The sequence below is a fragment of the Ruegeria sp. YTSA108 genome (assembly GCF_059610185.1).
Window position 1 is genome coordinate 104,101 of the sequence record NZ_JBXWND010000013.1, and the last position, 20,998, is coordinate 125,098.

Here is a 20,998-nt window from a genome sequence, read left to right on the forward strand (position 1 = left end):
CAGGTGACTGTTCCCAAGGCGCAGCCGGCATCCGCGGCCACGCAAGGCTTCCTTGACCAACTGACGCGTTATGGCGATCAGGCGCGCAAGGTACTGTTGGACAAAATGCCAACGGGTGAGCCGCAAGCCTATCTCTATGGGCCTATGCGGGACTATATCGAAACCTCGGGCAAAGGGCTTAGACCTGCCCTTCTTTTGGCCACGTGTGAAGCATTCGGCGGAAAAGCCGAGGATGCCGAAATTGCTGCTGCGGTCATCGAATTGCTGCACAATGCATTTCTGGTTCATGACGATATCGAAGACCTCAGCGATTTCCGAAGGGGTCGGGAATGTATGCACAAACGTCTTGGTGTGCCTTTGGCGATCAATATCGGCGACGGCATGCAATCTCTGGCGCTGAGCCTGCTGCGCCAGAACCTCGGCCCTCTGGGCCCGATGACCGGCGCGCGCGTGGTGGACGAGTTTGATCACCTGCTGAAAGAGTCGATCGAGGGCCAAGCTCTTGAATTGGGATGGATAAAAGACAATCGCCTTGACCTTAGCCCGTCCGACTACCTGACCATGTGTCTGAAGAAAACCTGCTGGTACAGCTTCATTCACCCGATGCGTATAGGTGCCCTGATCGCGCGCCCGGACGATGTCGCCTCCGGAGCGCTGAATCTGGATGATTTCAACGCGTTCGGCTTTTTTCTGGGGGCCGCCTTTCAGATCCAGGATGACGTTCTGAATCTTGTGGGAAGCCAGGGGAAATACGGCAAAGAGATCGGCGGGGATATCTACGAAGGCAAACGCACGCTGATGCTGGGACGTCTTGGGGCGCAGGCGGATCGGCAGGAACAGTCCCGACTGTCAGAGTTTCTAGAAAAGCCAAGAACGGCCCGTTCGGAGCAAGAGGTCGAATGGGTATTGGCGCGGATGAACCACTATTCTTGCATTGAATATGCTCAGGCCGCAGCAAATGACCTGCTTGCGGCGGCCCGTCGGGAATTCGATCTTGTATTTGCAAATACCAATGCGGCGCCGTGCGCGTTTCTTGGTCAGTTCATGGATTATCTGGTGGCGCGTCAGGTCTAACACTAGCCCTATTTTTTTTGTAGATATTCAATATCTTAAATTTCGAAATCCCGTGAATCCACCGCCGAATCCAATACGCATTCCTTTCAAGTTTGTCATTTACTAAACGCTGTAGGCTGTGCACATTAAGCTATGCCTTATTTCGAGCGAAAACCATTTGTCAGCGCTCTCCGCACGGCCACCAAGGCCGTTCCGGAGCAGGATACACTTCCGATATCTCAGATCGCACGGGGCATTCTGAATGCGGAAAACAGCACCACACAACAGCTGGACGGACCCTTTCACTGCCGCAAGCCCTGCAGGCCCGGTGAGACAGGAACCATTCTCTTGTCCTTTGCTGCACCTGCCGGAGCAGACGTTGTCGACTTGCAGTTCGAACCGGGCGACATGATCAGCCGCGACGGCAACGTGTTGCCAACCGACAAGATGAGCATCCAACCTTCCGCAGTCCGTATTCCCCCGGGACAGGCCGTCGACGTTGCCGTAAGCCTCACCATTCATGATCTGGCAGAACCCGGCCAATATCAGGGGCGCGTATACTCCCGAGGCACTGAAAACACCGCCATCGTTGTCACCTTTGAGGTTGTGGCTGACTAAAGTGATCCTGCCCCGAAGGTACGGTGCAGTATTGCCCGTGGTCGGAGTTTTCTATTTCGATTGCACATATGCAGAAAAATAGCTTCGAAAAATATTTCGATTTGTAATCATCTGCCTCATATGAAGCTGGCACCGGGCGAGGCTAAACATGCGCCTCATAGATAGCTTAACTATTCCTGCCATTGGGTTGTTAGGTGCCACAGCCAACGTGAACGCAGAGCAAGAACAAACAGCTTTTTAAATCGGGTGAGATGGGTCGCCTTGGCACAAAAATCGACTAAAAGATTACCGGGCAAACGATATAAACTGCTGAGCAACATCGACGCGCGAAGCGAAATGACCAGCCAGAATTGTCCCCCGTCTCTCGCATACGGAATCGAAGGCGGTCAGGCATCGCGCTTTGCTTCAGCCACCTCACGCAACCAAAAAAATGACGATGCCCTGAACCCAAATTGCGCGCACTCGGAATTGCCGCGATTGTCCTGTTAGAGAACGCGCTTCTGCTTGATACTCAACCGCTCAAATCTTCTACGGCTTGGCGCACAGCAGCGATCATCTGCGGCGCCAAACCGTTGTGACCCAGTCTCTCAATCTCCTCAAATTGAAGCTTTCCAGCTTGGGCAAAGGCACGGGCAGGTTCAATCGGGCATATTAGGTCATCCTCTCCATGGATCAAACGATGTGGGAGTACGGCGATTGTATTTGGATCTCCGGGGCCGGTAGCAGGTAGGAAGAAATTATTAAGCCAGTACCAAAGGTACACGCGGGTGCGATTTATGTCGCTTTGGGTGACGGCTGCCGGAAGCCGCACAGTGCCGGGTTCCGGTCCATGAAACGCATCTTCAAGGGCCATCACACGGCGGGCTGCCTCACGTGCTTGCGCGTCATTGTCTTCCATACGGGCAAACCATGCTATGGCAGGATGGAGCTGTTCAGTCGCGTCGAGAGGATCGAGAAACAGGCCGCGCGCACGCTGCCCGGCTTCGAAACGCTTTGCCCTATCGCGCAACATCCACTGGTCCATTGAAGGACGGCAGATATGCGTGCTGCGCACGATCAATGCGCGTACCCGATCAGGATGAGCGGATGCGTAGGCCAATGCCAGTGCGCCACCCCATGAACCACCCAACACAATCCAATCTTCATATCCCAGGGCCATCCGGATGGCCTCGGCATCGCATAGGGTGTGCTGAGTCGTGTTTGCCGTGACCCGACCAGCTCTGCCCGACAACCCTGTTCCGCGTTGGTCAAAAAGAACCACCCGATGGCGGTCGGCGTCGAAATAGGCTGTGTGCTGCGGGTTGAGACCCGACCCTGGCCCCCCATGGAAAATGAGCGCGGGCGTATCGCCATGCCCCCAAATCTGTACGTTCAAGCCGTCTATTGGGACAGGTTTAAAAGTGTTCATCGGTAGGACTGCGATCTCCTTTATCATTGTCTCGCAACTGTCTTACTGGTGATGCTCTTCAACGAAGTTCGACGCGAAAGCCAATACGCCACGATGGCCAATACCCCGCAGATTACAAAGGTGAGCTGCATCCCGTTGGCAATCGCTTCAGCAGATGCTGCCTCGACGGTGCGGGCGCCGATCCCAAAGGAAAAGACCGTCCCCATGACAGAGGCGCCGAAAATAAGGCCCAAATTGCGCGACAAGCCAAGCAGCCCTGAAACTGTCCCCCGCTGATCTGCCCGAACCCCTACCATTATCATGGTGTTGTTGGCCGCCTGAAACAACTGGTATCCCGGTGTCAGGATGCTGATTGCGCCAATGTAACCAATGACACCGAATGCGACTGGCAGGACCGCAAGTGCAAAGGTCCCGGTGGTCAGAGCAATGAGCCCAAGCGACAGAACACGCGCCGCCCCCCATGCATCCACAAGCCGACCCGATGGGACGCCGAGGAAGATCGATATGATTGGTCCGACCGACATGACAAGCCCCACTTTCGCCGCGCTCAGCCCAAGAGACTGCCCCAGAAAGAAGGGGCCTATCAGCAAAGTGGTCAACATCACATTTGCCACCAGAAAATTTGCCGCAAGGCCGGGGATTGCGCCGCTCTTTCGCAGTGCAGTTAGTCCGACCAGAGGTGTTATCCCAGAGGAAACACTTGCGGGCAAAAGCCGAACGGCCAAAATGGCCGTAGTCAGGCTCATCGGCACCAGGACAAAGAACACTCCTTGCCACCCGAGTTTTCCAATCAGCACCCCACCCAACGAAGGTCCCAGTGCAGTTCCGACCGCCGACATCGTGCCCAACAGGCCCATGGCTTGCCCGACACGCTCTGTTTCAAAAATATCGCGAACGAGTGCGACGGTCAGCACCATGAGGAATGCAGCACCAATTCCCTGAAGAGACCGCGCGGCACTCAACACCTTGAGATTGGGCGCCAAGCCGCAAAACGCAGAGGCCAGCGCGAAAAGTATAAGCCCGAAGATCAGCATCTGCTGTCGTCCAAAGCGGTCCCCAAGTCGTCCAGCCAGCACAGAGAACAGCGTCAGTGTCGCGAGATATGCGATCACCACCCATTGCACTTGATGTACCGGCGCCTTCAGGTCCTGGGCGATTGCAGGCAAGGCGATATTGGCAATGCTGGTGCCCAATGAGGCCAGCAGCATGGACAGGGAGAAACACAACAAAGCGCCGGGTCTCGTTGTCTTCAATGCATTTGATTTGATGTGCACCACTATTTTCCTCTTGTCGGAATCGCTACAGAAGGCGACGTTACGAATTCAAGTCGACTTGAGGTCAAGCATGAAACTTTTGGATATAGGCGAGGTGTCGAAAAAGACCGGCACCCCAACTTCAACGCTGCGTTACTATGATGAGCTTGGCCTGATCTCGTCTGTTGCGCGGCACGGGCTGCGTCGGCAGTTCACGCCGGATGTCTTATTGCAACTAGCCCTGATCACGATGGGCAAATCTGCGGGGTTTTCACTTGAGGAAATCTCGGGGATGTTCGGCCTTGATGGAACTCCGAATATCCCCCGGCAAGAGTTTCACATTCGTGCGGATGCGCTGGATCGGCAAATCCGCGAGCTGACGGCGCTGCGCGATACCCTGCGACATGTGGCGGATTGCCCGGCGCCATCGCATTTGGAATGCCCAACATTCAGGCGGCTCATCGATCTCGCCCATCACCGGGGCACGAAGAAAGCCAGTGGCAGGTAGCGGCAAGCCAACTACGAATTTTTGGTATACCGCTGAGGGGTATGGTCGGCCCGCACCATTGGATGCAATGCCGATATGTAAGTGTCCGAAATACACTAATTCAGATCGAAGTGAGCGGCCAAACTGTCAATTATCATGTCAAGAACTTGGGCGCGGTCCGTTCCCCCAGGATCAGTGCAAACAGGATCGTCCTGCTCTTCGATCAAAATCGCTTCACCGGCGGGCTTACATAATCCAAGCGCGGTGAAATGCATTGCGGGCGCGATCGTCATCACCGTGGCCTGAGGAACCAGCGTCTCAAAATTGCTTCCCAGGGCGCTCGTGTCTGTTGCATTCAGCCTGTCGGCCCCGTCGCCCAATCCAATCAGAAAAAGCGAGGCTGTCACGTCCCGCACATCCTTATGCGCAAGATCCCAAGTTAGTCCCGGATCAATGGCTGCGACGGCACTGACCCGTGGATCCTTGTAAGATGCCTCATATTTTTCCTGGTCGATTGCAGTTACATCGACACCCTCTGCCGTCAACTTTGCGCAAAATTGTGACCCTGCCCCTGCGGCCTCGCAATAATCGAAAAATCCGTCACGATTGCCCTGGACGCCCGCAAGCGAAAGGGCTGTCCAGCCACCATAAGAGAAACCCGTGGCGTAGATCCGTGAAGTGTCGATGAGGGGGGCGAAAACCGGGTCTTGCAGCGCGTGATCCAACGCGGTGGACATGTCCTGGGCGCGGGTCCAATGATTAAATGCGGTATCGAAATCCAAATCTAAGGTCGTGCTACCTGGATGGTTTACTGCCACAACGATTGCACCTTGCGAGACCAACCCCGCACTAAGCCACGCCATTCGTGCATAATTGCCGCCCCATCCGTGTGAGAGAAGAACAACCGGATGTTGCCCTGGCACCGGCCTGGCGTTTTCGACTACTGCTGTTCCATAGAACACTGCATTTTCTGCAAACATAGTCTGGCGCTGACCTGCCGCAGGGAACATGACAGCCATTTGCATGTCCTGATCATGATGAGGTGCGGCAATCGTCAATTCGACGAGGCCGACATCTTGTGCAGCAATTTCCGTGCCCGCCCAAAGGGTCATGACGAGGGTAAGAAGAGGAAGTTTCATGGCGCGCCTTTTTTGTAGGGTGGCATTAGTGTCGGCCTACATTCAGACGCTGTCGGGATTTCATACGACCTGAATCCGGTTTAAGGTCGCGCAGATCAGGATTTAGGTCCTATGACAGACGAAAACGGACCCCCCTGATGCCAGTTCTACCGATCCCAATGATTACTGCCCTGCTGCTTTCGGGCTTTCTTTCACATCGCTTTCTGACCCGCAAAACCCATCCCACGCTTTTGGTCCTCATCGGATGCTGCGCAGCACAAAGTGCGGTTATCGCGCTTGTGCAATATTATGGCTTTACGGGTCTCAGGGTCGTTCAGCCCATTCTTGCGACTGTAATTGCCGCATCCGCGTGGCTGTCCTTTCGTCAGGCCTCGGTGGGTTATCTGCGCAGACAGGACTTGTATTTGCATGCGGTAGGTCCGGCCCTTGCGATAAGTTTTCTGGCAACCCAACCCGAAGCGCTGGACGTGTTGATCCCCTTTCTCTTTGCGGCATACGGTATCGCCATCGCGTCTATGCTCTTGCGCGGCGAAGATTGTTTGCCCCATAGCCGCTTAGAAAACGGGCGCATGATTGTTTGGGTTTGGCGTGTTCTGGCCATCGCTTTGATCGCCTCAGCAGGCAGCGACATATTCATTGCAGTCCGCCTTGCATCCGGAGACACCGAGGTCTTGCTCTGGCTGCCAAGCCTGTTTTCCGCAATCACACTGCTCATATTAGGGGCGCTCAGCCTATCGCATGCAATCGAAAGTCAGAGCATTGGCTCTGACACGCGCGATGCGTATTCCAAGCAAGATAAAACCCGTGACACCGCTATTGTCGAAAAGCTCGACGCCTATATGGAAACACATAAGCCATATCTCGATCCCGATCTCACATTGGCCCGGTTGGCCCGAAAATTGCATGTTCCAGAAAAGCAGCTTTCAAGCGCAATCAACAAAGGCAAAAGCGAGAATGTGTCTCGCTACATCAATAGGCATCGGATATCTCACGCTTGCACCGTAATGAAGACTGGAAAATCGGTGACCGAGGCGATGCTGGCCAGCGGGTTTAACACCAAGTCGAACTTCAACCGCGAGTTCTTAAGGGTGATCGGCGTCAATCCGCGTCGCTGGTTGAGGTCTCTTGTGGAAGTGCCCGATGAAAGGGTCAAAACCTAAGACGTTCCGGTGCACCAAGCATCCTTGCCACAGCTACCGAACCTTGATTTAGGACATCGGCGTCAGAGCCGTGAAAGCCGTCAAACAGTGAGAATCCGATCTCTATTCTGTTTTCTGTCAGCTTGATTATATTACTATCAGGAAAAACTGATGCTATGGTAATCCGAATTGAATTGGGTATTGCGCCGTGCCTGCTTGCAGAACCGGTTTGGACACGTGTAGCAAGACGTTGAAAGAATGAAATTGAAAAAACGCGACAAAGAAATGGCAGCAAACCTGACGCAGGACCCACATTCCGTTCGTTCGGGTGACAGAGAGAAAGTTCTTGAAGTTGCCATCGGCCGCGAGGTTCGTGCCTTTCGCAAACAGCAGAACATAACGGTCGCAGAGCTGGCCCAGTTGACCGGCCTGTCGATTGGCATGCTGTCCAAGATCGAAAACGGAAATACGTCGCCCTCCTTGACGACTCTGCAATCGCTGGCGGATGCGCTTTCGGTTCCTTTGACAAGCTTTTTCCGACAGTTTGAAGAACGCCGCGAGGCGGTTCATACAAAAGCAGGAGAAGGCGTCGAACTGGAGCGTGAAGGAACACGTGCGAACCATCAATATAACCTGTTGGGACATATTGGTGCCAACGGATCCGGCGTGATCGTCGAACCGTATCTGATTACCCTGACCGCTGAATCAGATGTGTTCCCAACTTTCCAACATGGCGGGATCGAGACGATTTACATGCTGGACGGTGAGGTGGATTACCGCCACGGGGACCAGATTTACCCGCTAAAACCCGGCGATACCCTGTTCTTTGATGCAGATGCTCCGCATGGGCCCGAACGGCTTGTCAGTCTGCCGGCGCGGTATATATCAGTGATCAGCTATCCGCAGACAAACTGATCGGTTTGCGCAATAAGAAATCTGTGGGTCTATCATAACCTTCGCGACTGCCCGTGCTTACAATCGTGAACCCCAGCCTCGAAAATACGCGATGGTTTTCAGTAAGTTCCACGCGTGTTTCCAGTTCCAGCGCAGGTAAGCCAAGCTCTGCAGCACGGCGTGCAGCATGATCCACCAACCTGCGGCCGATACCCTGACCCCGCAATCCATCCTTCACCGCAAGCTTTCCAAGGTACAAACTGTCGGGCTTGGGCGTCAGAAACATACACGCGAAAAGTGGTCGCCCAACGGCCCAGATTTCGCCGCCACCCTGACAATGCACCTGCATTCCTTCCACGTTCAGACTATGGACAGAAGACGGAGGGTCGATCCGGGCATCCATGTACTGAAATGACGCGCGAAGCAGCGCAAGCACGTCATACAATGCAAAATCGTCACTCGAGATGGGCCAAGGCGCTTCGCCCGGATCAATCATATGAGTTGAGAAATTTCGCAAGTCTCGCTTACTTAGACAAAGGCGGTTCCGTTTCCAAATCCGGCCATATCCCCGGAGACGTGGGCAACCCGTCGTCAAACTGGCTGAGATAGTCCAACATCATGGGGCGGTTATCGATGAACCCTTTATAGGTTGCCAGCTCGACCGGCAGGTCCCGGATGACCCGATGCAGACGGCGGCCCCATTTGGGAACGGTCATCAGGTCCTGAAAACTACACAGGTAGCAGCGGATCGGGAATACCAGGGCGTTGGATCGCGGCAGGCGGAAAAAGGTTTGCAACTCGACCCGCAGATACTGTTTGTGCGCTATGTTTTCAGGTGTCAGCGTCGTCTTCTGGATACCCCATTTGTGATAGTTCTCCGGGCTGGTATCCAGCAGCGGATTCACTGTCATAGTCCAATTCAGACGCCGTGCCGGGGCACCCTGTTGAATGTTCAGCAGGAATTTCAGGGCGCGTTGGAAAATGCCCATTTCATGGGCTTTGGGAACCGGCGCGTGCCATTCGAAAAAGTTCATTCCGATGTCAAAATCCAGGCTCCAATCCGCTTGGGTCGTCACCATTCCCGCGTCCATCCACAGCATCTCGTCACGCTGATCCAGCACGGCGAAATCACCCTGTGCCTGACGGGTGATGTATTCCATCGGCCCGTACGGAAGCGTGGTTTCGTCCATGAAGGTAAAGCTGTGATCAATGCCCATCGGTTTGTTGACCCAGCGCCACTGGTTGCCATTGCGATGCAGTTCGAACAGATCGGGATAGTCTTCGGATTTGCTGACCATGATCAGCTCCAGCAAGTCCCAACCGGCCAAAGTCATATGCGGCAGTGACTGGCAGCGCAACGGATCCTGATCCAATACCATGGCGCGGTCTTTCATCTCGGACACATAGTGTTCGTCGACGTCGAATCGCATCTCGTAGACCGATCCTTTGGGCCCGCCGCGATGCTGTTCCATGTTGACCGAATACATATAGCTGTCTTCGTGAAACGGAAACGGAAAGCGTTTGATCGCCCAGTCCGAGTTGTGAAACGTATAGTCATCGCGGAAGGATTCGTCGTTGAATTGAATGGTCATGTTGGGCCTCCTCTCAACGGTCCAGCACGAGGGATTTGCCCTCGAAGCGCGATACACAGGGCATGATTTTCTTGCCCGCGGCCTTTTCTTCGCCGGTCAGCCAGTGATCGCGGTGAACGAAATTACCTTCATGGTCGAGCACAACGGTTTCGCACTGACCGCAGGCCCCACCGCGGCACAGATATGGTGCGTCCACGCCTTCACGTTCGATGGCCTCCAGCAGGCTTTCGTTTTCACCCACATGAATGACCTTATCCGATGCCGCCAAGCGCACCTCGAACGGTTTGCCGGGCTGAGGCGCCAGGAACTCTTCGTAGTGCACGCAATCTTCGGGCCAGCCTTCGGCGGCAGCCGTGTTTCGGACCCAGTCGATCATGCCCTTTGGACCACACACATACACATGCGTTCCCAGGGGTTGCCCGCTGAGCAGATTTTTCAGATCAATCGCCTGGTTCTGATCGTCATAGTACAGATGGGTTTCGTTCGGATGTCTGTCTGTCAGTTGCTCAGCATAAGATGCCAAGGCAGTGTTTCGGCAGGCGTAATGCAACTCCCAATGCCCGTGCAGCAGTTCCAACTGTTTGATCTGAGCCAGAAACGGGGTGATCCCGATGCCACCGGCCAGAAACAGATGCTTGCGGGCGCGCAAGTCCAGTGAAAACAAGTTGACCGGATAGCTGATGGTCATCTCGTCGCCCAGCTTGACCTGGCGGTGCATGAACAGCGAACCACCCCTGCCCTCATCATCGCGTCGAACCGAAATTGTATAAGATGACTGATCAAACGGATCTGACATCAACGAATAGGGGTTAAGCCGTGTAATGGCACCATCCTGCATTTCGACCACAGTATGTGCCCCGCCCGAAAAGGTTGGTAATGGCGCGCCGTCGATACGTTCGAACCTGAACCGCGTCACCAATTCGTTCAGCGGAGTGATCTCGGTCACCTTGACCTGAATTTTCTCAGCACCGCTCATTCGTAAATCCCCTTCGACTCGGGCACATTACCATGATCCTCGGCGTCGATACGGACGCCCTGATAGGCGGCAAGACGGCGGGAGTAGTGATCGCGCACAAACAGGTTTAGGCCGCATTGTGAACAGACAAACGGGTCAATCTCGACGTCTTCGGTGATGCCTTTGCAATGCACGCATTGCATCCGACGGGCGACCGATCCGCGATGTTCGGTCTGGATCGCCGTGTGTGGCAGACCCACAGCCATCACTTCATTCATGGCCTGCCCCATCATGCCTTCGGTGCCGGTCAGGTAGACCTGCAATCCCATATGCGCGTCCTCCAGAACCCTGCGAATGCGCGGCAGAGACGCCTCGAAAGACGGACCTTCATAGAACTGAGCAGGGTTCAATGCCCTTAGCTTTTCCGCGAAATCCGTGCCTTTCGGGATATAGATCAGATGGGTTTTGGCCATCAGGTCAGGTGTTGCGATGTCGAGAATGGCTTCGGCCCCTTCAGCCTCGGCTATCATGAGATGATGTTCGCCCTGGCGAACCTCTAGCGTGCCCCAGACCGGGCGGCTTGCGATTGACTTGGGAAATTCGAACTTTGACATTGTGCCCTCAATAGGAAAAGGGCGCCACGGTGTGTCCGTCGCGCCCCCTGAAACTCAGCCCTTTGCGGTTCTGATCGATTTGTCCTGATCGTAGAACGGCATCTCTTCCGCAGTTGCCGTTATTTCTGTCCCATCGCCGTTGCGCACCGTCAGCTTGGTGCCGGGTGATGCACATGCGACCGGCATCCGCGCGATACCCACATTGTGACCATTGATATCAGAATACATGCCGAAGGTGACAACGCCGACTTTCTCGCCGTTTTGCAGCAGATCCGCGCCTTCATCCGCCGGCGTCGTGCCGTTCAGTTTGACGCCATAGATCTTAAACCGCTCTTTGCCTTGCGATGCATAGTGGTTCTCGGCGCCGATAAAGCCGGTTTTTCCAGGTGAGACAGTGAAATCCAGGCCCAGTTCCCACAGTGTATCGCCGCAGGTATCGCCATCGAACGGATAGGTTTCGGAATTGTCGCCGGGGTAAAACAGCAGGTAGCTTTCGGTGCGCAACAGGTCGAGCGTCGAGAACTGGACCGGGACGATGCCCATATCCTTGCCATCAGCCAGAATGCTGTCCCACAAGTGAACGGCGTGCTTGGCCTGACAGAAGATCTCATACCCGCGCTCACCGGTATAGCCGGTCCGCGAAATCATCACCGGGCAGCCATATAGCTTGGTCTGCATGATGCCGAAATAGGCCAGATCGCGAATTCCGGGGATGTGCTTAGCCAGGAAGTCTACAGCCACCGGACCCTGCAGCGACATGTCATGCATGTCATCATCGAAGATGACCGAACAATTCTTACCCGCCGCCACGGATGTCAGCTGCTCCATTCCGGTGCCTGTGCCATGCACCACCAGCCACGTGTTCACCGACAGGCGATAGATGATGCAATCATCAACAAACTTGCCTTCGGCATTCAGGATCGAGGCATAGGTCGACCGCCCCGGCATGATCTTTTCGACGTTCCGCGTGGTGACACGATCAATGACATAGGCGGCATCCTCACCAACCACGTGAACCTTTTTCAAACCGGAAACATCCATAAGACCAGCTTTGGTCCGAATTGCTTCGTAGTCAGCTTTGGCGCGTTCAGGGCTTTGGTCATAGAACCAAGCAGTCCCCATCCCGTTCCAGTCTTCAAGCTCGCCGCCGATCTCGGCGTGGCGCTGCGCAAGGACCGACGTCCTCCAAAGAATGGCCATGGTTCGGTTCTCCCGTTGATCGTTTTTGTTGCCCATATTGAGGCCGATGTTGGGTTGAAAATCAACACTTGTGTGCAGAATTTTTTCCTGTTGGGAATATTTGCCTGCAATTTTTGCACCCTAAGAACATCCGGGAATATTGATATTTCTTTTCTTTATCTGTGGTTTAGTGCGTTTTTGGACGTGTGAGGACATACATCAAGCACAGACCTTAAAGATGTTTGCCCCACATATCTATTGACAGGTCGCCAATGAGATTGTCCCCTTAGTATACAATTATTCCCAGCAGGAAATGCTTCGCAGAAAGACCTCCTGCTGCAACAACAGGGAGACTACGAAGTGGATGGCAATCTAAATGCACTTACGACGGTCTTTACCGAGTTTTATTACTGGGTAACGGTCGTCTTCATGTTCCTCATCCATGTGGGCTTTTGCATGTACGAAGTCGGCGCCAGCCGGGCCCGTAACCATATGCACACATTGATGAAAAACATCATGATCATCCCGCTGGTGACGGTCACGTTCTTCTTCTTTGGATGGTGGATCTACTGGGCGTTCCCGAACTTTCCGTTCTGGGGCGGTCTCGACACCGAAGCAGGTGCCGCAAATCTACCGTGGGCGAACACAATGGCAACCAATTTGGACGACAGAATCACAGGGGTCTTCTGGGCCGCGTTCCTTCTGTTCTCTTGGACAGCTGCCTCGATTGTTTCTGGTTCAGTGATCGAACGGATCAGGTCCTCGGCTTTGTGGGTCCATGCAGTCATGATCGGGTCCGTCTGGTGGATCATCGACGCTGCTTGGGGCTGGCACTATGGTGGCTGGATGGTGCGCATCTTGGGGTATCACGATGCATATGCGTCAGGCGTTATCCATGCAATCGCAGGTGGTTACGCACTTGGTGTGATCATGGTACTGGGTCCACGACTTGGCAAGTTTGCCAAAGATGGAACGCCGCGGGATATTCCTCCGCATAATCCATGGTTGCTGACCATCGGAATTTTCCTGATCTATACCGGGTTCTGGGGCTTCTATGCCGCCTGTAACGTTCCGGTAATCTCGCCCGAGGTTATCGACGGTCAGATCGTTGGCGCCACCTGGACTGCAACCAACATCTATCTGGCCCCGACCACGCTGTCGGCGATTACCTTTAACTTCCTGATGTCGCTGTCGGGTGGGTTGATGGCAGCCTATGTCGTCTCGAAGGGAGATGCCTTCTGGACCTTCTCGGGCGGTCTGGCCGGTATCATCACCGCGTCTGCTGGAAACGATTTGTATCACCCGATCCAAGCGATGATCATTGCCGCAATCGGCGTCGTGATCGTCTATAATCTGCACTACTGGGTAGAGCGTCGGTTCAAGCTGGATGATGCTGTCGGTGCTGTAGCCGTGCATGGCTATGCAGGTGTCGTCGGGCTGGTCATCGCGGGCTTTGTCCTGTGGGGCGTGCCTTCGTCACCATATGAAGGTTATGCAACCATCAACCCGATCGGTCAGATCACGGGTGCGGTCATCATGTTCTTTGTCCTTGGGTTCCTGCCAGGCTGGGCTCTGGCGAAAATGCAATCCGCTGCCGGCGTACTGCGCATCCCGGAAGAAGTTGAACTTCAGGGTCTCGATTACGCTGAACATCATGCCTATGAGGACGCCAAAGCTGCCATTATCGAAGCCGATAAAGAAGAACTGGCCGCCCGCGGCGTAGCAGCGAAATGAGGGAGTAAGATATGTCTACGAATGGTTATACAAACTGGGCCGTGGATCTGGCCGAAGTCGGGCCGGTCTATCCCTTCCAAGGTTACGAAGTTCTAATGGTCGTCATTGGTGTCGTCTTCTGGGTTGGCTGGCATCGCATCCAATTCGTCCGCGAAGCTGAGCACCTGGAAAAGGCGCGCCACACCGGTGACGAAGAAAAGGTGAAAGCACAGTTGGAACGATATTGATCCAGCCTTGAATGCTTGCAATGGGCGCGAAAAACACAAGGCGCGCCCATTGCCTCTTAGGAAAAAAACTTTCCTATGATTATTGATGTCCCACTGATTTGTTGGTACCGTCGAATCATAATGAAACACATAAGGAGATCTGCCAGCCATGTGCGGAATTGTTGGATTATTCCTCAAAGACCAGTCTCTTGCGCCCCAACTGGGCAATATGCTGACAGACATGCTGATCACGATGACAGATCGTGGCCCCGATAGTGCCGGTATTGCAATCTACGGCTCTGAGTCCGATGGCAAAACCAAGATTACAGTTCAGTCCCCCAACCCCGAAACGGACTTTGTCGATCTGGCTGATGAGCTAGGCAAAAGTCTTGGCGTGACGGTTGGTCAGGCAGACAATGATACACATGCCGTCTTGGAAATTCCCGCCCGTCAGTTCGAAGCCGCGCGCGCCGCGCTGGCTGAAATCCGGCCGACGGTTCGTATCATGAGTCGTGGCGAAAGCCTCGAAATCTACAAGGAAGTTGGCCTGCCCAAGGATGTTGCAGACCGCTTCAGCCTCAGCGGCATGAGCGGCACTCATGGCATTGGACACACACGCATGGCGACGGAATCCGCCGTGACAACAATGGGCGCACATCCGTTCAACACGGGGTCCGATCAATGTCTGGTTCACAACGGATCCCTGTCCAACCACAACTCGTTGCGCCGCAAGTTGCGCCGCGAAGGCGTTACCATCCAGACAGAGAACGACACCGAAGTTGGTGCCGCATACCTGACCTGGAAAATGATGAATGGCGCCACTTTAGGGGAAGCTCTGGAATCCAGCATTGATGATCTGGACGGGTTTTTCACCTTTGTAGTAGGGACCAAAGACGGGTTTGGCGTCGTACGTGACCCAATCGCTTGCAAGCCTGCAGTGATGGCAGAAACGGATCAATATGTTGCCTTTGGCAGCGAATACCGCGCCTTGGTGAACCTGCCGGGCATTGAAGACGCCCGAGTTTGGGAACCTGAACCAGCCACCGTTTATTTCTGGTCGCACAACGACAGTCCCACAACTCACGAAAAGGCCGCCTGAAATGCAGACCTATGATTTAGAGGCAGACGGACTGCGTGGATTGAACTCGTCCCTGCAGGCGCAAAACGCCGAGACCAACCAAACCAGCTGGGAAATTGTAAATCCAAAAGGCAGCCATGCGATTGCTGTCGGACTGGACGCGCCGATCGAAGTGACGGTCAAGGGGTCTACCGGATACTATTGTGCCGGCATGAACCAACAGGCGACCATCAAGGTTCAAGGCTCAGTTGGTCCGGGTGTGGCTGAGAATATGATGTCCGGCCAGGTCATCGTCGATGGCGACGCCAGCCAGTATGCCGGGGCCACAGGCCATGGTGGGTTGCTGGTCATCAAGGGCAACGCAAGCTCGCGCTGCGGTATTTCGATGAAAGGTATCGACATCGTGGTGCATGGCAATATCGGGCACATGTCCGCCTTCATGGCACAGGCAGGAAATCTGGTCGTCTGCGGAGATGCGGGCGATGCGCTGGGGGACTCACTCTACGAGGCACGGCTGTTCGTGCGTGGTTCGGTCAAAAGCCTCGGTGCTGATTGCATCGAGAAAGAAATGCGCCCTGAGCATCTGGATATTCTGAGGGATCTGCTGGACCGCGCTGGCAGCGACGCCAAGCCGGAAGAGTTCAAACGCTATGGCTCGGCTCGTCAGCTTTACAATTTCGACATCGACAATTCCGCAGCTTACTGAGGAAGAAGGGTATGAAAGATATGGACGATCAGATCCCCCGCACCCTGCCGATTCAGTCGGCGACATTTACCAATCCGATCAATGCTGAGATCCGTCGCGCCGCTGCGACAGGTATCTATGACATTCGTGGCGGTGGCGCCAAACGGAAAGTTCCTCATTTCGACGATCTACTCTTTCTGGGTGCGTCGGTGTCGCGCTATCCGTTGGAAGGCTATCGGGAACGTTGCGATACCTCAGTAACGTTGGGCACGCGCTTTGCCAAAAAGCCGATCGAGCTGGATATCCCGATCACCATTGCGGGTATGAGCTTTGGCGCGTTGTCCGGTCCGGCGAAAGAAGCTCTGGGCCGCGGCGCATCCGCAGCGGGCACGTCAACCACCACCGGTGATGGTGGCATGACGCCCGAGGAACGTGGCCACTCAACCAAGCTGGTGTATCAATACCTGCCCTCACGCTATGGCATGAATCCCAACGATCTGCGTAAGGCTGATGCGATTGAGATTGTGGTTGGCCAAGGCGCCAAACCCGGCGGGGGCGGTATGTTGTTGGGTCAAAAGATCAGTGACCGTGTGGCCGAGATGCGAACCCTGCCCAAAGGCATTGACCAACGGTCCGCTTGCCGCCATCCAGACTGGACAGGGCCGGACGACCTTGAGATCAAGATCCTCGAACTTCGGGAAATCACTGATTGGCAAGTGCCTATCTATGTGAAAGTTGGCGCCACGCGCCCCTACTACGACACTGCATTGGCAGTGAAAGCCGGGGCGGACGTTGTCGTCATGGATGGCATGCAGGGCGGCACCGCTGCGACGCAAGACGTATTCATTGAACATGTCGGGTTGCCAACACTGTCATGCATCCGCCCTGCCGTTCAGGCATTGCAGGATCTGGGCGTACATCGTGAGGTTCAGTTGGTCATCTCGGGCGGCATTCGCACCGGGGCCGATGTGGCCAAGGCATTGGCACTGGGTGCAGATGCAGTTGCCATTGGCACGGCTGCTCTGGTGGCCCTTGGGGACAACGATCCCAAATGGGAATCCGAATACCAGAAGCTGGGCACAACCACTGGCGCTTATGACGATTGGCACGAAGGTCAGGACCCGGCAGGGATCACCACGCAAGACCCCGACCTGGCTGCGCGTCTTGACCCGGTTGCTGCGGGTCGCAGGCTGCGCAACTACTTGAAGGTGATGGCGCTTGAGGCCCAAACCATCGCGCGTGCATGTGGCCACAATCACCTGCACAATCTGGAACCTGAAGACCTGTGTGCCCTGACAATGGAGGCGGCCGCCATGGCGCGAGTCCCCTTGGCGGGCACCAGTTGGTACCCGGGTAAGGAAGGGTTCTGAACCGATGCTGCGCGGCTCCCTGATGGGGGCCGCGTTTTTGCTTTGAAAAACTAGAATTCAACAGGGAAAGGAAAGCAATCGTGACGACAGATCTCGCAGCTTTCGCAAAAGAAAAAGGCGTCAAATACTTCATGATCTCGTTCACCGACCTGTTCGGTGGACAACGGGCCAAGCTTGTGCCAGCGCAGGCGATTGCCGACATGCAGCAAGATGGCGCAGGCTTTGCCGGGTTCGCCACCTGGCTGGATATGACACCGGCTCATCCTGACATGCTGGCAGTTCCAGACCCCTCATCGGTCATTCAGCTGCCCTGGAAGCCCGAAGTGGCTTGGGTTGCTGGCAACTGCGTTATGGAAGGCAGCGATGTCGCGCAAGCCCCTCGTAACGTATTGCGCCGCCTGATCGACGAAGCTGCAAGCGAAGGAATGCATGTCAAAACCGGTATCGAAGCCGAGTTCTTCCTGATGACACCGGACGGAGAGCAGATTAGCGATCCTTTCGATACAGCTGAAAAGCCTTGCTATGACCAACAGGCCGTGATGCGCCGGTATGATGTCGTGCGCGAAATCTGTGACTACATGCTGGAACTGGGCTGGGGACCTTATCAGAACGACCACGAGGACGCCAACGGCCAGTTCGAGATGAATTGGGAATTTGACGACGTTCTGCGCACTGCTGATAAACACTCTTTCTTCAAGTTCATGACCAAATCGGTTGCTGAAAAACACGGGCTGCGTGCGACGTTCATGCCGAAACCGGTGGAAGGCCTGACCGGTAATGGCTGTCATGCGCATATCTCGGTCTGGGATGCGCCAGGCGATGCGGCCAAGACTAACGTGTTTGCAGGCGAGGGCGACGGCCCGACCGGTGAGGTTGGTCTGGGAGAGCGTGGCAAGCACTTCCTCGGCGGCATCATGAAGCACGCGTCAGCACTGGCCGCGATCACCAACCCCACGGTGAACAGCTACAAACGCATCAACGCGCCGCGGACGATGTCGGGTGCAACATGGGCGCCCAACACCGTGACATGGACGGGCAACAACCGGACTCACATGGTGCGTGTGCCCGGCCCCGGGCGGTTTGAATTGCGTCTGCCGGACGGAGCAACCAACCCCTACCTGCTTCAGGCCGTGATCATTGCGGCTGGACTGTCAGGTATCCGATCCAAAGCAGACCCTGGCAAGCGCTGGGATATCGATATGTATGCCGAAGGCCATAAAGTGCGCGGAGCACCAAAGTTGCCGTTGAACATGCTTGATGCACTGCGCGAATACGACAAAGACAAAGACCTGAAGGGCATGATGGGCGCCGAATTCTCGTCTGCTTTCCTGAAGATGAAGCATCAGGAGTGGAATTCCTTCGTGTCGCATTTCTCGCGCTGGGAAAAGGAAAACACGCTGGATATCTGATCCGGTAAAACTGGAAGACATCGAGGTTGCGGCCTGTGCCGCGGCCTTGTTGTTCATTCACCTACAACGATCACGCCGGGATGTTTTTTCAGTCAACACGCGCCGGGCGAAGATCGCGGCGCGTCTTTTGCACACATATCGTCAAACGGGGATTCCGTTGAAATTGTGCGCCTTTAAGACGGGAACCCAATCCCCGCATTGCACAGCTGCTTTGGGCAGCCCCTTGGTTGTCTGGGAAATCGGAACCATCCCTGGCTTGCGGCCGAAAAGAAGTCAATCAGGGCATGGGCTAAGGGTGCTGTGCAAAAGATGACACCTAAACGACGATATCGCGATCGAGCAAATCTCTATGACGTTCAATACTTAAGACCGGCTTCATCTAATCTGAACGGTTGGTTGTTTGACGACTGATTTCGAGACCCTGCAAATAGCCTATTCTGGGACTTCTTGTCCTTTTTTCCTATCCACCTCGATGCGCCAGTCGGGAACGTCGTTAACAAGCATCAATGCCGCACGTCGCAGGGAGGTTCGCATTTTATCCACCGCCGGGCCGCGCAGTTCACAATCTTCCAAAGCGGCGTCAAAGGTTTCCAGCCAAAGCTCTGCATCGGCCTCGCGAATAGGCACATGGGCATGTATTTCCCGTAAATCCATGTGGCCAAATCGTTCCCGGTAATAAGCTCGGCCGCCCAAAAAACCGCTGAGGAACTCGAACTGTGCTTGCCTTGTATGGTTCAATCCGTGACCCCGAAAATGCAGCCGGTGCAAGGAATACACAGCCGGATCGGCCTCCATTCGATCATAAAATTGTTCGACAAGCGCGCGCAGGCTCTCTTCGCCTCCAAGTTGATCCAAAGCCGAGGACATAGTGGATTCTCCGGGTCTCCAGTGCCTAGTTTATTGCATAACAGGAATATTAGTTTATCAACAGTGACATCTTGGCGCTGTTGATATCTGGGACCGAACACATGCCAATATGGTCGACACTACAACAATCTTCCCTTACATGAGCGCCCTTGCACTCGGGTTGCTAGCTGCGTTGTGCTGGGGCATTCATGATCTCTCGGTCCGCTATATCAGCCAGTCCGTCAGCGTGGTCGCCTCGCTTATGTTTGTGTTACTCTTTGGTGCCATCCTGCAGATCGGGATGGTTGCAGCCTGGGGCGACATCAACCCCATGTCGGGCAACGCGATGGCTTATGCGATTGCAGCAGGTTTTTTTTACCTCTTGGCCGGGCTCAGCATGTACGAGGCTTTTCATCGGGGGCCCGTGCGCTTGGTTGCGCCGCTAGTTGCCAGCTATCCGGTCTTGTCCGTCACCGTCGCAATTTGGCGCGGCTCGACTGTCAGTGCATGGCACTGGTTGGCCGTAATTGCGATCGGCCTCGGAGTATCCATCGTCGCAGCCCGCTCAGACAAAACCGAGACAACCTACCCTGCCCGTGGCCCAACCATTGTCTTGTCTTTGCTGGCCGCAACCGGGTTCGCCGCAGCATTTGCCCTGGGGCAATACGCGGCAGAGATCAGCGACGAATACACCGTGTCTCTAATCGGTCGACTTACGGCAATTCTGGTTCTGGCAGCGATAGCTTTTGCGTCTCGCAAGTCGATTTGGCCCGGCACAAAAGCACTGCCCCTTTTGTGCTTATTGGGTTTACTGGATGCGGTCGCAATTCTCAGTGTGGTCGCGGCCGGTAGGTTGCCCAATGCCCAATATGCATCCGTCGCGGCTTCGGTTTTTGGACTACTGACTGTTGTCCTTGCCTGGGCAATCTTGAAAGAGCGTATGTCACCAAGCCAGTGGCTTGGTTGTGTCGTCGCGTTTGCCGGAATCGGCTATCTCGCGCTCTGAGGACGGCCTTGCGAATTGACGTGCCTGATGGGCTGCAGCCGGGCTGTTTGGCAGGCACTCAATCTCGCCTGAGCGTGGCGGTCCGGATTCACACAACGCTCGTAGTAGGGGGGATCGGAGGGAATTGGGAGGCGACACGCCAATGGATACGATCACCATGCACAAGTTACGACCTAGAAGGTCGCCAATACCTACCTAAATCAGAACGGAAAAAAGAACAGCCGCAGTTTGAACAGCGGCGGCCTCGTTTTAAGCCGTCAGGCCTTCTGGTTCGGGGAGTTTGTTTGCGCGGCATGCGGCGGTCAGGGTGTTGGCCAGCAGGCATGCGATTGT

General features: G+C 55.0%; 21 protein-coding genes. 12 read left to right on the forward strand and 9 right to left on the reverse strand.

Annotated elements, in window-relative coordinates; all coding sequences use genetic code 11:
- Positions 1 to 3: 3 nt before the first annotated feature.
- Positions 4 to 1,074 carry a polyprenyl synthetase family protein gene (locus AC2FHW_RS16895; RefSeq protein ID WP_496822281.1) on the forward strand — a complete coding sequence of 357 codons (1,071 nt, stop codon included), beginning with the start codon at positions 4 to 6 and terminating at the stop codon, positions 1,072 to 1,074.
- Positions 1,075 to 1,206: 132 nt separating this feature from the next.
- The gene (locus tag AC2FHW_RS16900; protein ID WP_496692826.1) at positions 1,207 to 1,671 is read left to right on the forward strand and encodes a hypothetical protein; all 465 of its coding nucleotides are present in this window, start codon (positions 1,207 to 1,209) and stop codon (positions 1,669 to 1,671) included.
- A gap of 511 nt (positions 1,672 to 2,182) precedes the next feature.
- Here the strand turns inward: AC2FHW_RS16900 and AC2FHW_RS16905 are convergent.
- Both AC2FHW_RS16905 and AC2FHW_RS16910 read right to left on the reverse strand, forming a co-directional pair.
- The gene (locus tag AC2FHW_RS16905; protein ID WP_496822283.1) at positions 2,183 to 3,079 is read right to left on the reverse strand and encodes an alpha/beta fold hydrolase; all 897 of its coding nucleotides are present in this window, start codon (positions 3,077 to 3,079) and stop codon (positions 2,183 to 2,185) included.
- Between the two features lie 23 nt (positions 3,080 to 3,102).
- Positions 3,103 to 4,353 carry an MFS transporter gene (locus tag AC2FHW_RS16910; RefSeq protein ID WP_496697952.1) on the reverse strand — a complete coding sequence of 417 codons (1,251 nt, stop codon included), beginning with the start codon at positions 4,351 to 4,353 and terminating at the stop codon, positions 3,103 to 3,105.
- 70 nt (positions 4,354 to 4,423) lie between these two features.
- Here AC2FHW_RS16910 and AC2FHW_RS16915 point away from each other — a divergent pair, with 70 nt between their 5' ends.
- Positions 4,424 to 4,840 (forward strand): helix-turn-helix domain-containing protein, encoded by a 417-nt coding sequence (locus AC2FHW_RS16915; protein WP_142638500.1) that lies wholly within the window; start codon positions 4,424 to 4,426, stop codon positions 4,838 to 4,840.
- A 95-nt stretch (positions 4,841 to 4,935) separates the two neighbouring features.
- On the opposite strand, the gene AC2FHW_RS16920 is transcribed toward AC2FHW_RS16915, so the two are convergent.
- Positions 4,936 to 5,958 carry an alpha/beta hydrolase family protein gene (locus AC2FHW_RS16920; RefSeq protein ID WP_496822285.1) on the reverse strand — a complete coding sequence of 341 codons (1,023 nt, stop codon included), beginning with the start codon at positions 5,956 to 5,958 and terminating at the stop codon, positions 4,936 to 4,938.
- Between the two features lie 137 nt (positions 5,959 to 6,095).
- On the opposite strand from AC2FHW_RS16920, the gene AC2FHW_RS16925 reads away from it, so the two are divergent.
- Positions 6,096 to 7,118: a helix-turn-helix domain-containing protein gene (locus tag AC2FHW_RS16925; RefSeq protein WP_496822287.1), complete on the forward strand. Its 1,023-nt coding sequence runs from the start codon at positions 6,096 to 6,098 to the stop codon at positions 7,116 to 7,118.
- A 237-nt stretch (positions 7,119 to 7,355) separates the two neighbouring features.
- Positions 7,356 to 8,012, forward strand: a complete 657-nt coding sequence (locus AC2FHW_RS16930) for a helix-turn-helix domain-containing protein (protein WP_185956716.1) — start codon at positions 7,356 to 7,358, stop codon at positions 8,010 to 8,012.
- On the opposite strand, the gene AC2FHW_RS16935 is transcribed toward AC2FHW_RS16930, so the two are convergent.
- Genes AC2FHW_RS16935 through AC2FHW_RS16955 form a run of 5 tightly spaced genes read right to left on the reverse strand, consistent with a single transcriptional unit; the run spans position 7,990 to position 12,352 of the window.
- On the reverse strand, positions 7,990 to 8,508 hold the full coding sequence (locus AC2FHW_RS16935; protein ID WP_496822289.1) for a GNAT family N-acetyltransferase: 519 nt from the start codon (positions 8,506 to 8,508) through the stop codon (positions 7,990 to 7,992). The two genes, AC2FHW_RS16930 and AC2FHW_RS16935, sit on opposite strands and share 23 nt — an antisense overlap.
- Before the next feature lie 7 nt (positions 8,509 to 8,515).
- Positions 8,516 to 9,583 carry a heme-dependent oxidative N-demethylase family protein gene (locus AC2FHW_RS16940; protein WP_142638490.1) on the reverse strand — a complete coding sequence of 356 codons (1,068 nt, stop codon included), beginning with the start codon at positions 9,581 to 9,583 and terminating at the stop codon, positions 8,516 to 8,518.
- A 13-nt stretch (positions 9,584 to 9,596) separates the two neighbouring features.
- Positions 9,597 to 10,559, reverse strand: a complete 963-nt coding sequence (locus tag AC2FHW_RS16945; RefSeq protein ID WP_271951768.1) for a PDR/VanB family oxidoreductase — start codon at positions 10,557 to 10,559, stop codon at positions 9,597 to 9,599.
- A complete protein-coding gene (locus AC2FHW_RS16950; protein WP_496822290.1) occupies positions 10,556 to 11,152 on the reverse strand; it encodes a dimethylamine monooxygenase subunit DmmA family protein in 597 nt (198 codons plus the stop codon). The genes AC2FHW_RS16945 and AC2FHW_RS16950 overlap by 4 nt, the downstream gene beginning before the upstream one ends.
- A 54-nt stretch (positions 11,153 to 11,206) precedes the next feature.
- Entirely contained in the window at positions 11,207 to 12,352 is a 1,146-nt protein-coding gene (locus tag AC2FHW_RS16955) for an aminomethyl transferase family protein (protein ID WP_496822292.1), read from the reverse strand.
- A gap of 339 nt (positions 12,353 to 12,691) precedes the next feature.
- Here AC2FHW_RS16955 and AC2FHW_RS16960 point away from each other — a divergent pair, with 339 nt between their 5' ends.
- The 6 genes from AC2FHW_RS16960 (at position 12,692) to glnT (ending at position 18,813) form a co-directional block, all read left to right on the forward strand.
- On the forward strand, positions 12,692 to 14,065 hold the full coding sequence (locus tag AC2FHW_RS16960) for an ammonium transporter (RefSeq protein WP_271951763.1): 1,374 nt from the start codon (positions 12,692 to 12,694) through the stop codon (positions 14,063 to 14,065).
- An 11-nt stretch (positions 14,066 to 14,076) separates the two neighbouring features.
- Positions 14,077 to 14,292, forward strand: a complete 216-nt coding sequence (locus AC2FHW_RS16965) for a hypothetical protein (RefSeq protein ID WP_496822294.1) — start codon at positions 14,077 to 14,079, stop codon at positions 14,290 to 14,292.
- A gap of 148 nt (positions 14,293 to 14,440) precedes the next feature.
- Positions 14,441 to 15,370 (forward strand): class II glutamine amidotransferase, encoded by a 930-nt coding sequence (locus tag AC2FHW_RS16970; protein ID WP_142638478.1) that lies wholly within the window; start codon positions 14,441 to 14,443, stop codon positions 15,368 to 15,370.
- Position 15,371: 1 nt separating this feature from the next.
- Positions 15,372 to 16,055 carry a GltB/FmdC/FwdC-like GXGXG domain-containing protein gene (locus tag AC2FHW_RS16975; protein ID WP_142638476.1) on the forward strand — a complete coding sequence of 228 codons (684 nt, stop codon included), beginning with the start codon at positions 15,372 to 15,374 and terminating at the stop codon, positions 16,053 to 16,055.
- A gap of 20 nt (positions 16,056 to 16,075) precedes the next feature.
- The gene (locus AC2FHW_RS16980; protein WP_142638687.1) at positions 16,076 to 17,404 is read left to right on the forward strand and encodes an FMN-binding glutamate synthase family protein; all 1,329 of its coding nucleotides are present in this window, start codon (positions 16,076 to 16,078) and stop codon (positions 17,402 to 17,404) included.
- A gap of 80 nt (positions 17,405 to 17,484) precedes the next feature.
- Entirely contained in the window at positions 17,485 to 18,813 is a 1,329-nt protein-coding gene (gene glnT, locus AC2FHW_RS16985; protein ID WP_142638474.1) for a type III glutamate--ammonia ligase, read from the forward strand.
- A 432-nt stretch (positions 18,814 to 19,245) separates the two neighbouring features.
- On the opposite strand, the gene AC2FHW_RS16990 is transcribed toward glnT, so the two are convergent.
- Positions 19,246 to 19,680 (reverse strand): group II truncated hemoglobin, encoded by a 435-nt coding sequence (locus tag AC2FHW_RS16990; protein ID WP_142638472.1) that lies wholly within the window; start codon positions 19,678 to 19,680, stop codon positions 19,246 to 19,248.
- A gap of 139 nt (positions 19,681 to 19,819) precedes the next feature.
- Here AC2FHW_RS16990 and AC2FHW_RS16995 point away from each other — a divergent pair, with 139 nt between their 5' ends.
- Positions 19,820 to 20,665, forward strand: a complete 846-nt coding sequence (locus AC2FHW_RS16995) for an EamA family transporter (protein ID WP_496822296.1) — start codon at positions 19,820 to 19,822, stop codon at positions 20,663 to 20,665.
- The last annotated feature ends 333 nt before the right edge of the window (positions 20,666 to 20,998 follow it).

Bases quoted from the DNA above. Each gene is read 5' to 3' on its own strand.
- AC2FHW_RS16920 (WP_496822285.1), bottom strand. From the start codon at position 5,958: ATGAAACTTCCTCTTCTTACCCTCGTCATGACCCTTTGGGCGGGCACG.
- AC2FHW_RS16970 (WP_142638478.1), top strand. From the start codon at position 14,441: ATGTGCGGAATTGTTGGATTATTCCTCAAAGACCAGTCTCTTGCGCCC.
- AC2FHW_RS16930 (WP_185956716.1), top strand. From the start codon at position 7,356: ATGAAATTGAAAAAACGCGACAAAGAAATGGCAGCAAACCTGACGCAG.
- AC2FHW_RS16995 (WP_496822296.1), top strand. From the start codon at position 19,820: ATGAGCGCCCTTGCACTCGGGTTGCTAGCTGCGTTGTGCTGGGGCATT.
- AC2FHW_RS16915 (WP_142638500.1), top strand. From the start codon at position 4,424: ATGAAACTTTTGGATATAGGCGAGGTGTCGAAAAAGACCGGCACCCCA.
- AC2FHW_RS16905 (WP_496822283.1), bottom strand. From the start codon at position 3,079: ATGAACACTTTTAAACCTGTCCCAATAGACGGCTTGAACGTACAGATT.
- AC2FHW_RS16940 (WP_142638490.1), bottom strand. From the start codon at position 9,583: ATGACCATTCAATTCAACGACGAATCCTTCCGCGATGACTATACGTTT.
- AC2FHW_RS16925 (WP_496822287.1), top strand. From the start codon at position 6,096: ATGCCAGTTCTACCGATCCCAATGATTACTGCCCTGCTGCTTTCGGGC.
- AC2FHW_RS16980 (WP_142638687.1), top strand. From the start codon at position 16,076: ATGGACGATCAGATCCCCCGCACCCTGCCGATTCAGTCGGCGACATTT.
- AC2FHW_RS16945 (WP_271951768.1), bottom strand. From the start codon at position 10,559: ATGAGCGGTGCTGAGAAAATTCAGGTCAAGGTGACCGAGATCACTCCG.
- AC2FHW_RS16965 (WP_496822294.1), top strand. From the start codon at position 14,077: ATGTCTACGAATGGTTATACAAACTGGGCCGTGGATCTGGCCGAAGTC.
- AC2FHW_RS16975 (WP_142638476.1), top strand. From the start codon at position 15,372: ATGCAGACCTATGATTTAGAGGCAGACGGACTGCGTGGATTGAACTCG.
- AC2FHW_RS16955 (WP_496822292.1), bottom strand. From the start codon at position 12,352: ATGGCCATTCTTTGGAGGACGTCGGTCCTTGCGCAGCGCCACGCCGAG.
- AC2FHW_RS16950 (WP_496822290.1), bottom strand. From the start codon at position 11,152: ATGTCAAAGTTCGAATTTCCCAAGTCAATCGCAAGCCGCCCGGTCTGG.
- AC2FHW_RS16990 (WP_142638472.1), bottom strand. From the start codon at position 19,680: ATGTCCTCGGCTTTGGATCAACTTGGAGGCGAAGAGAGCCTGCGCGCG.
- AC2FHW_RS16900 (WP_496692826.1), top strand. From the start codon at position 1,207: ATGCCTTATTTCGAGCGAAAACCATTTGTCAGCGCTCTCCGCACGGCC.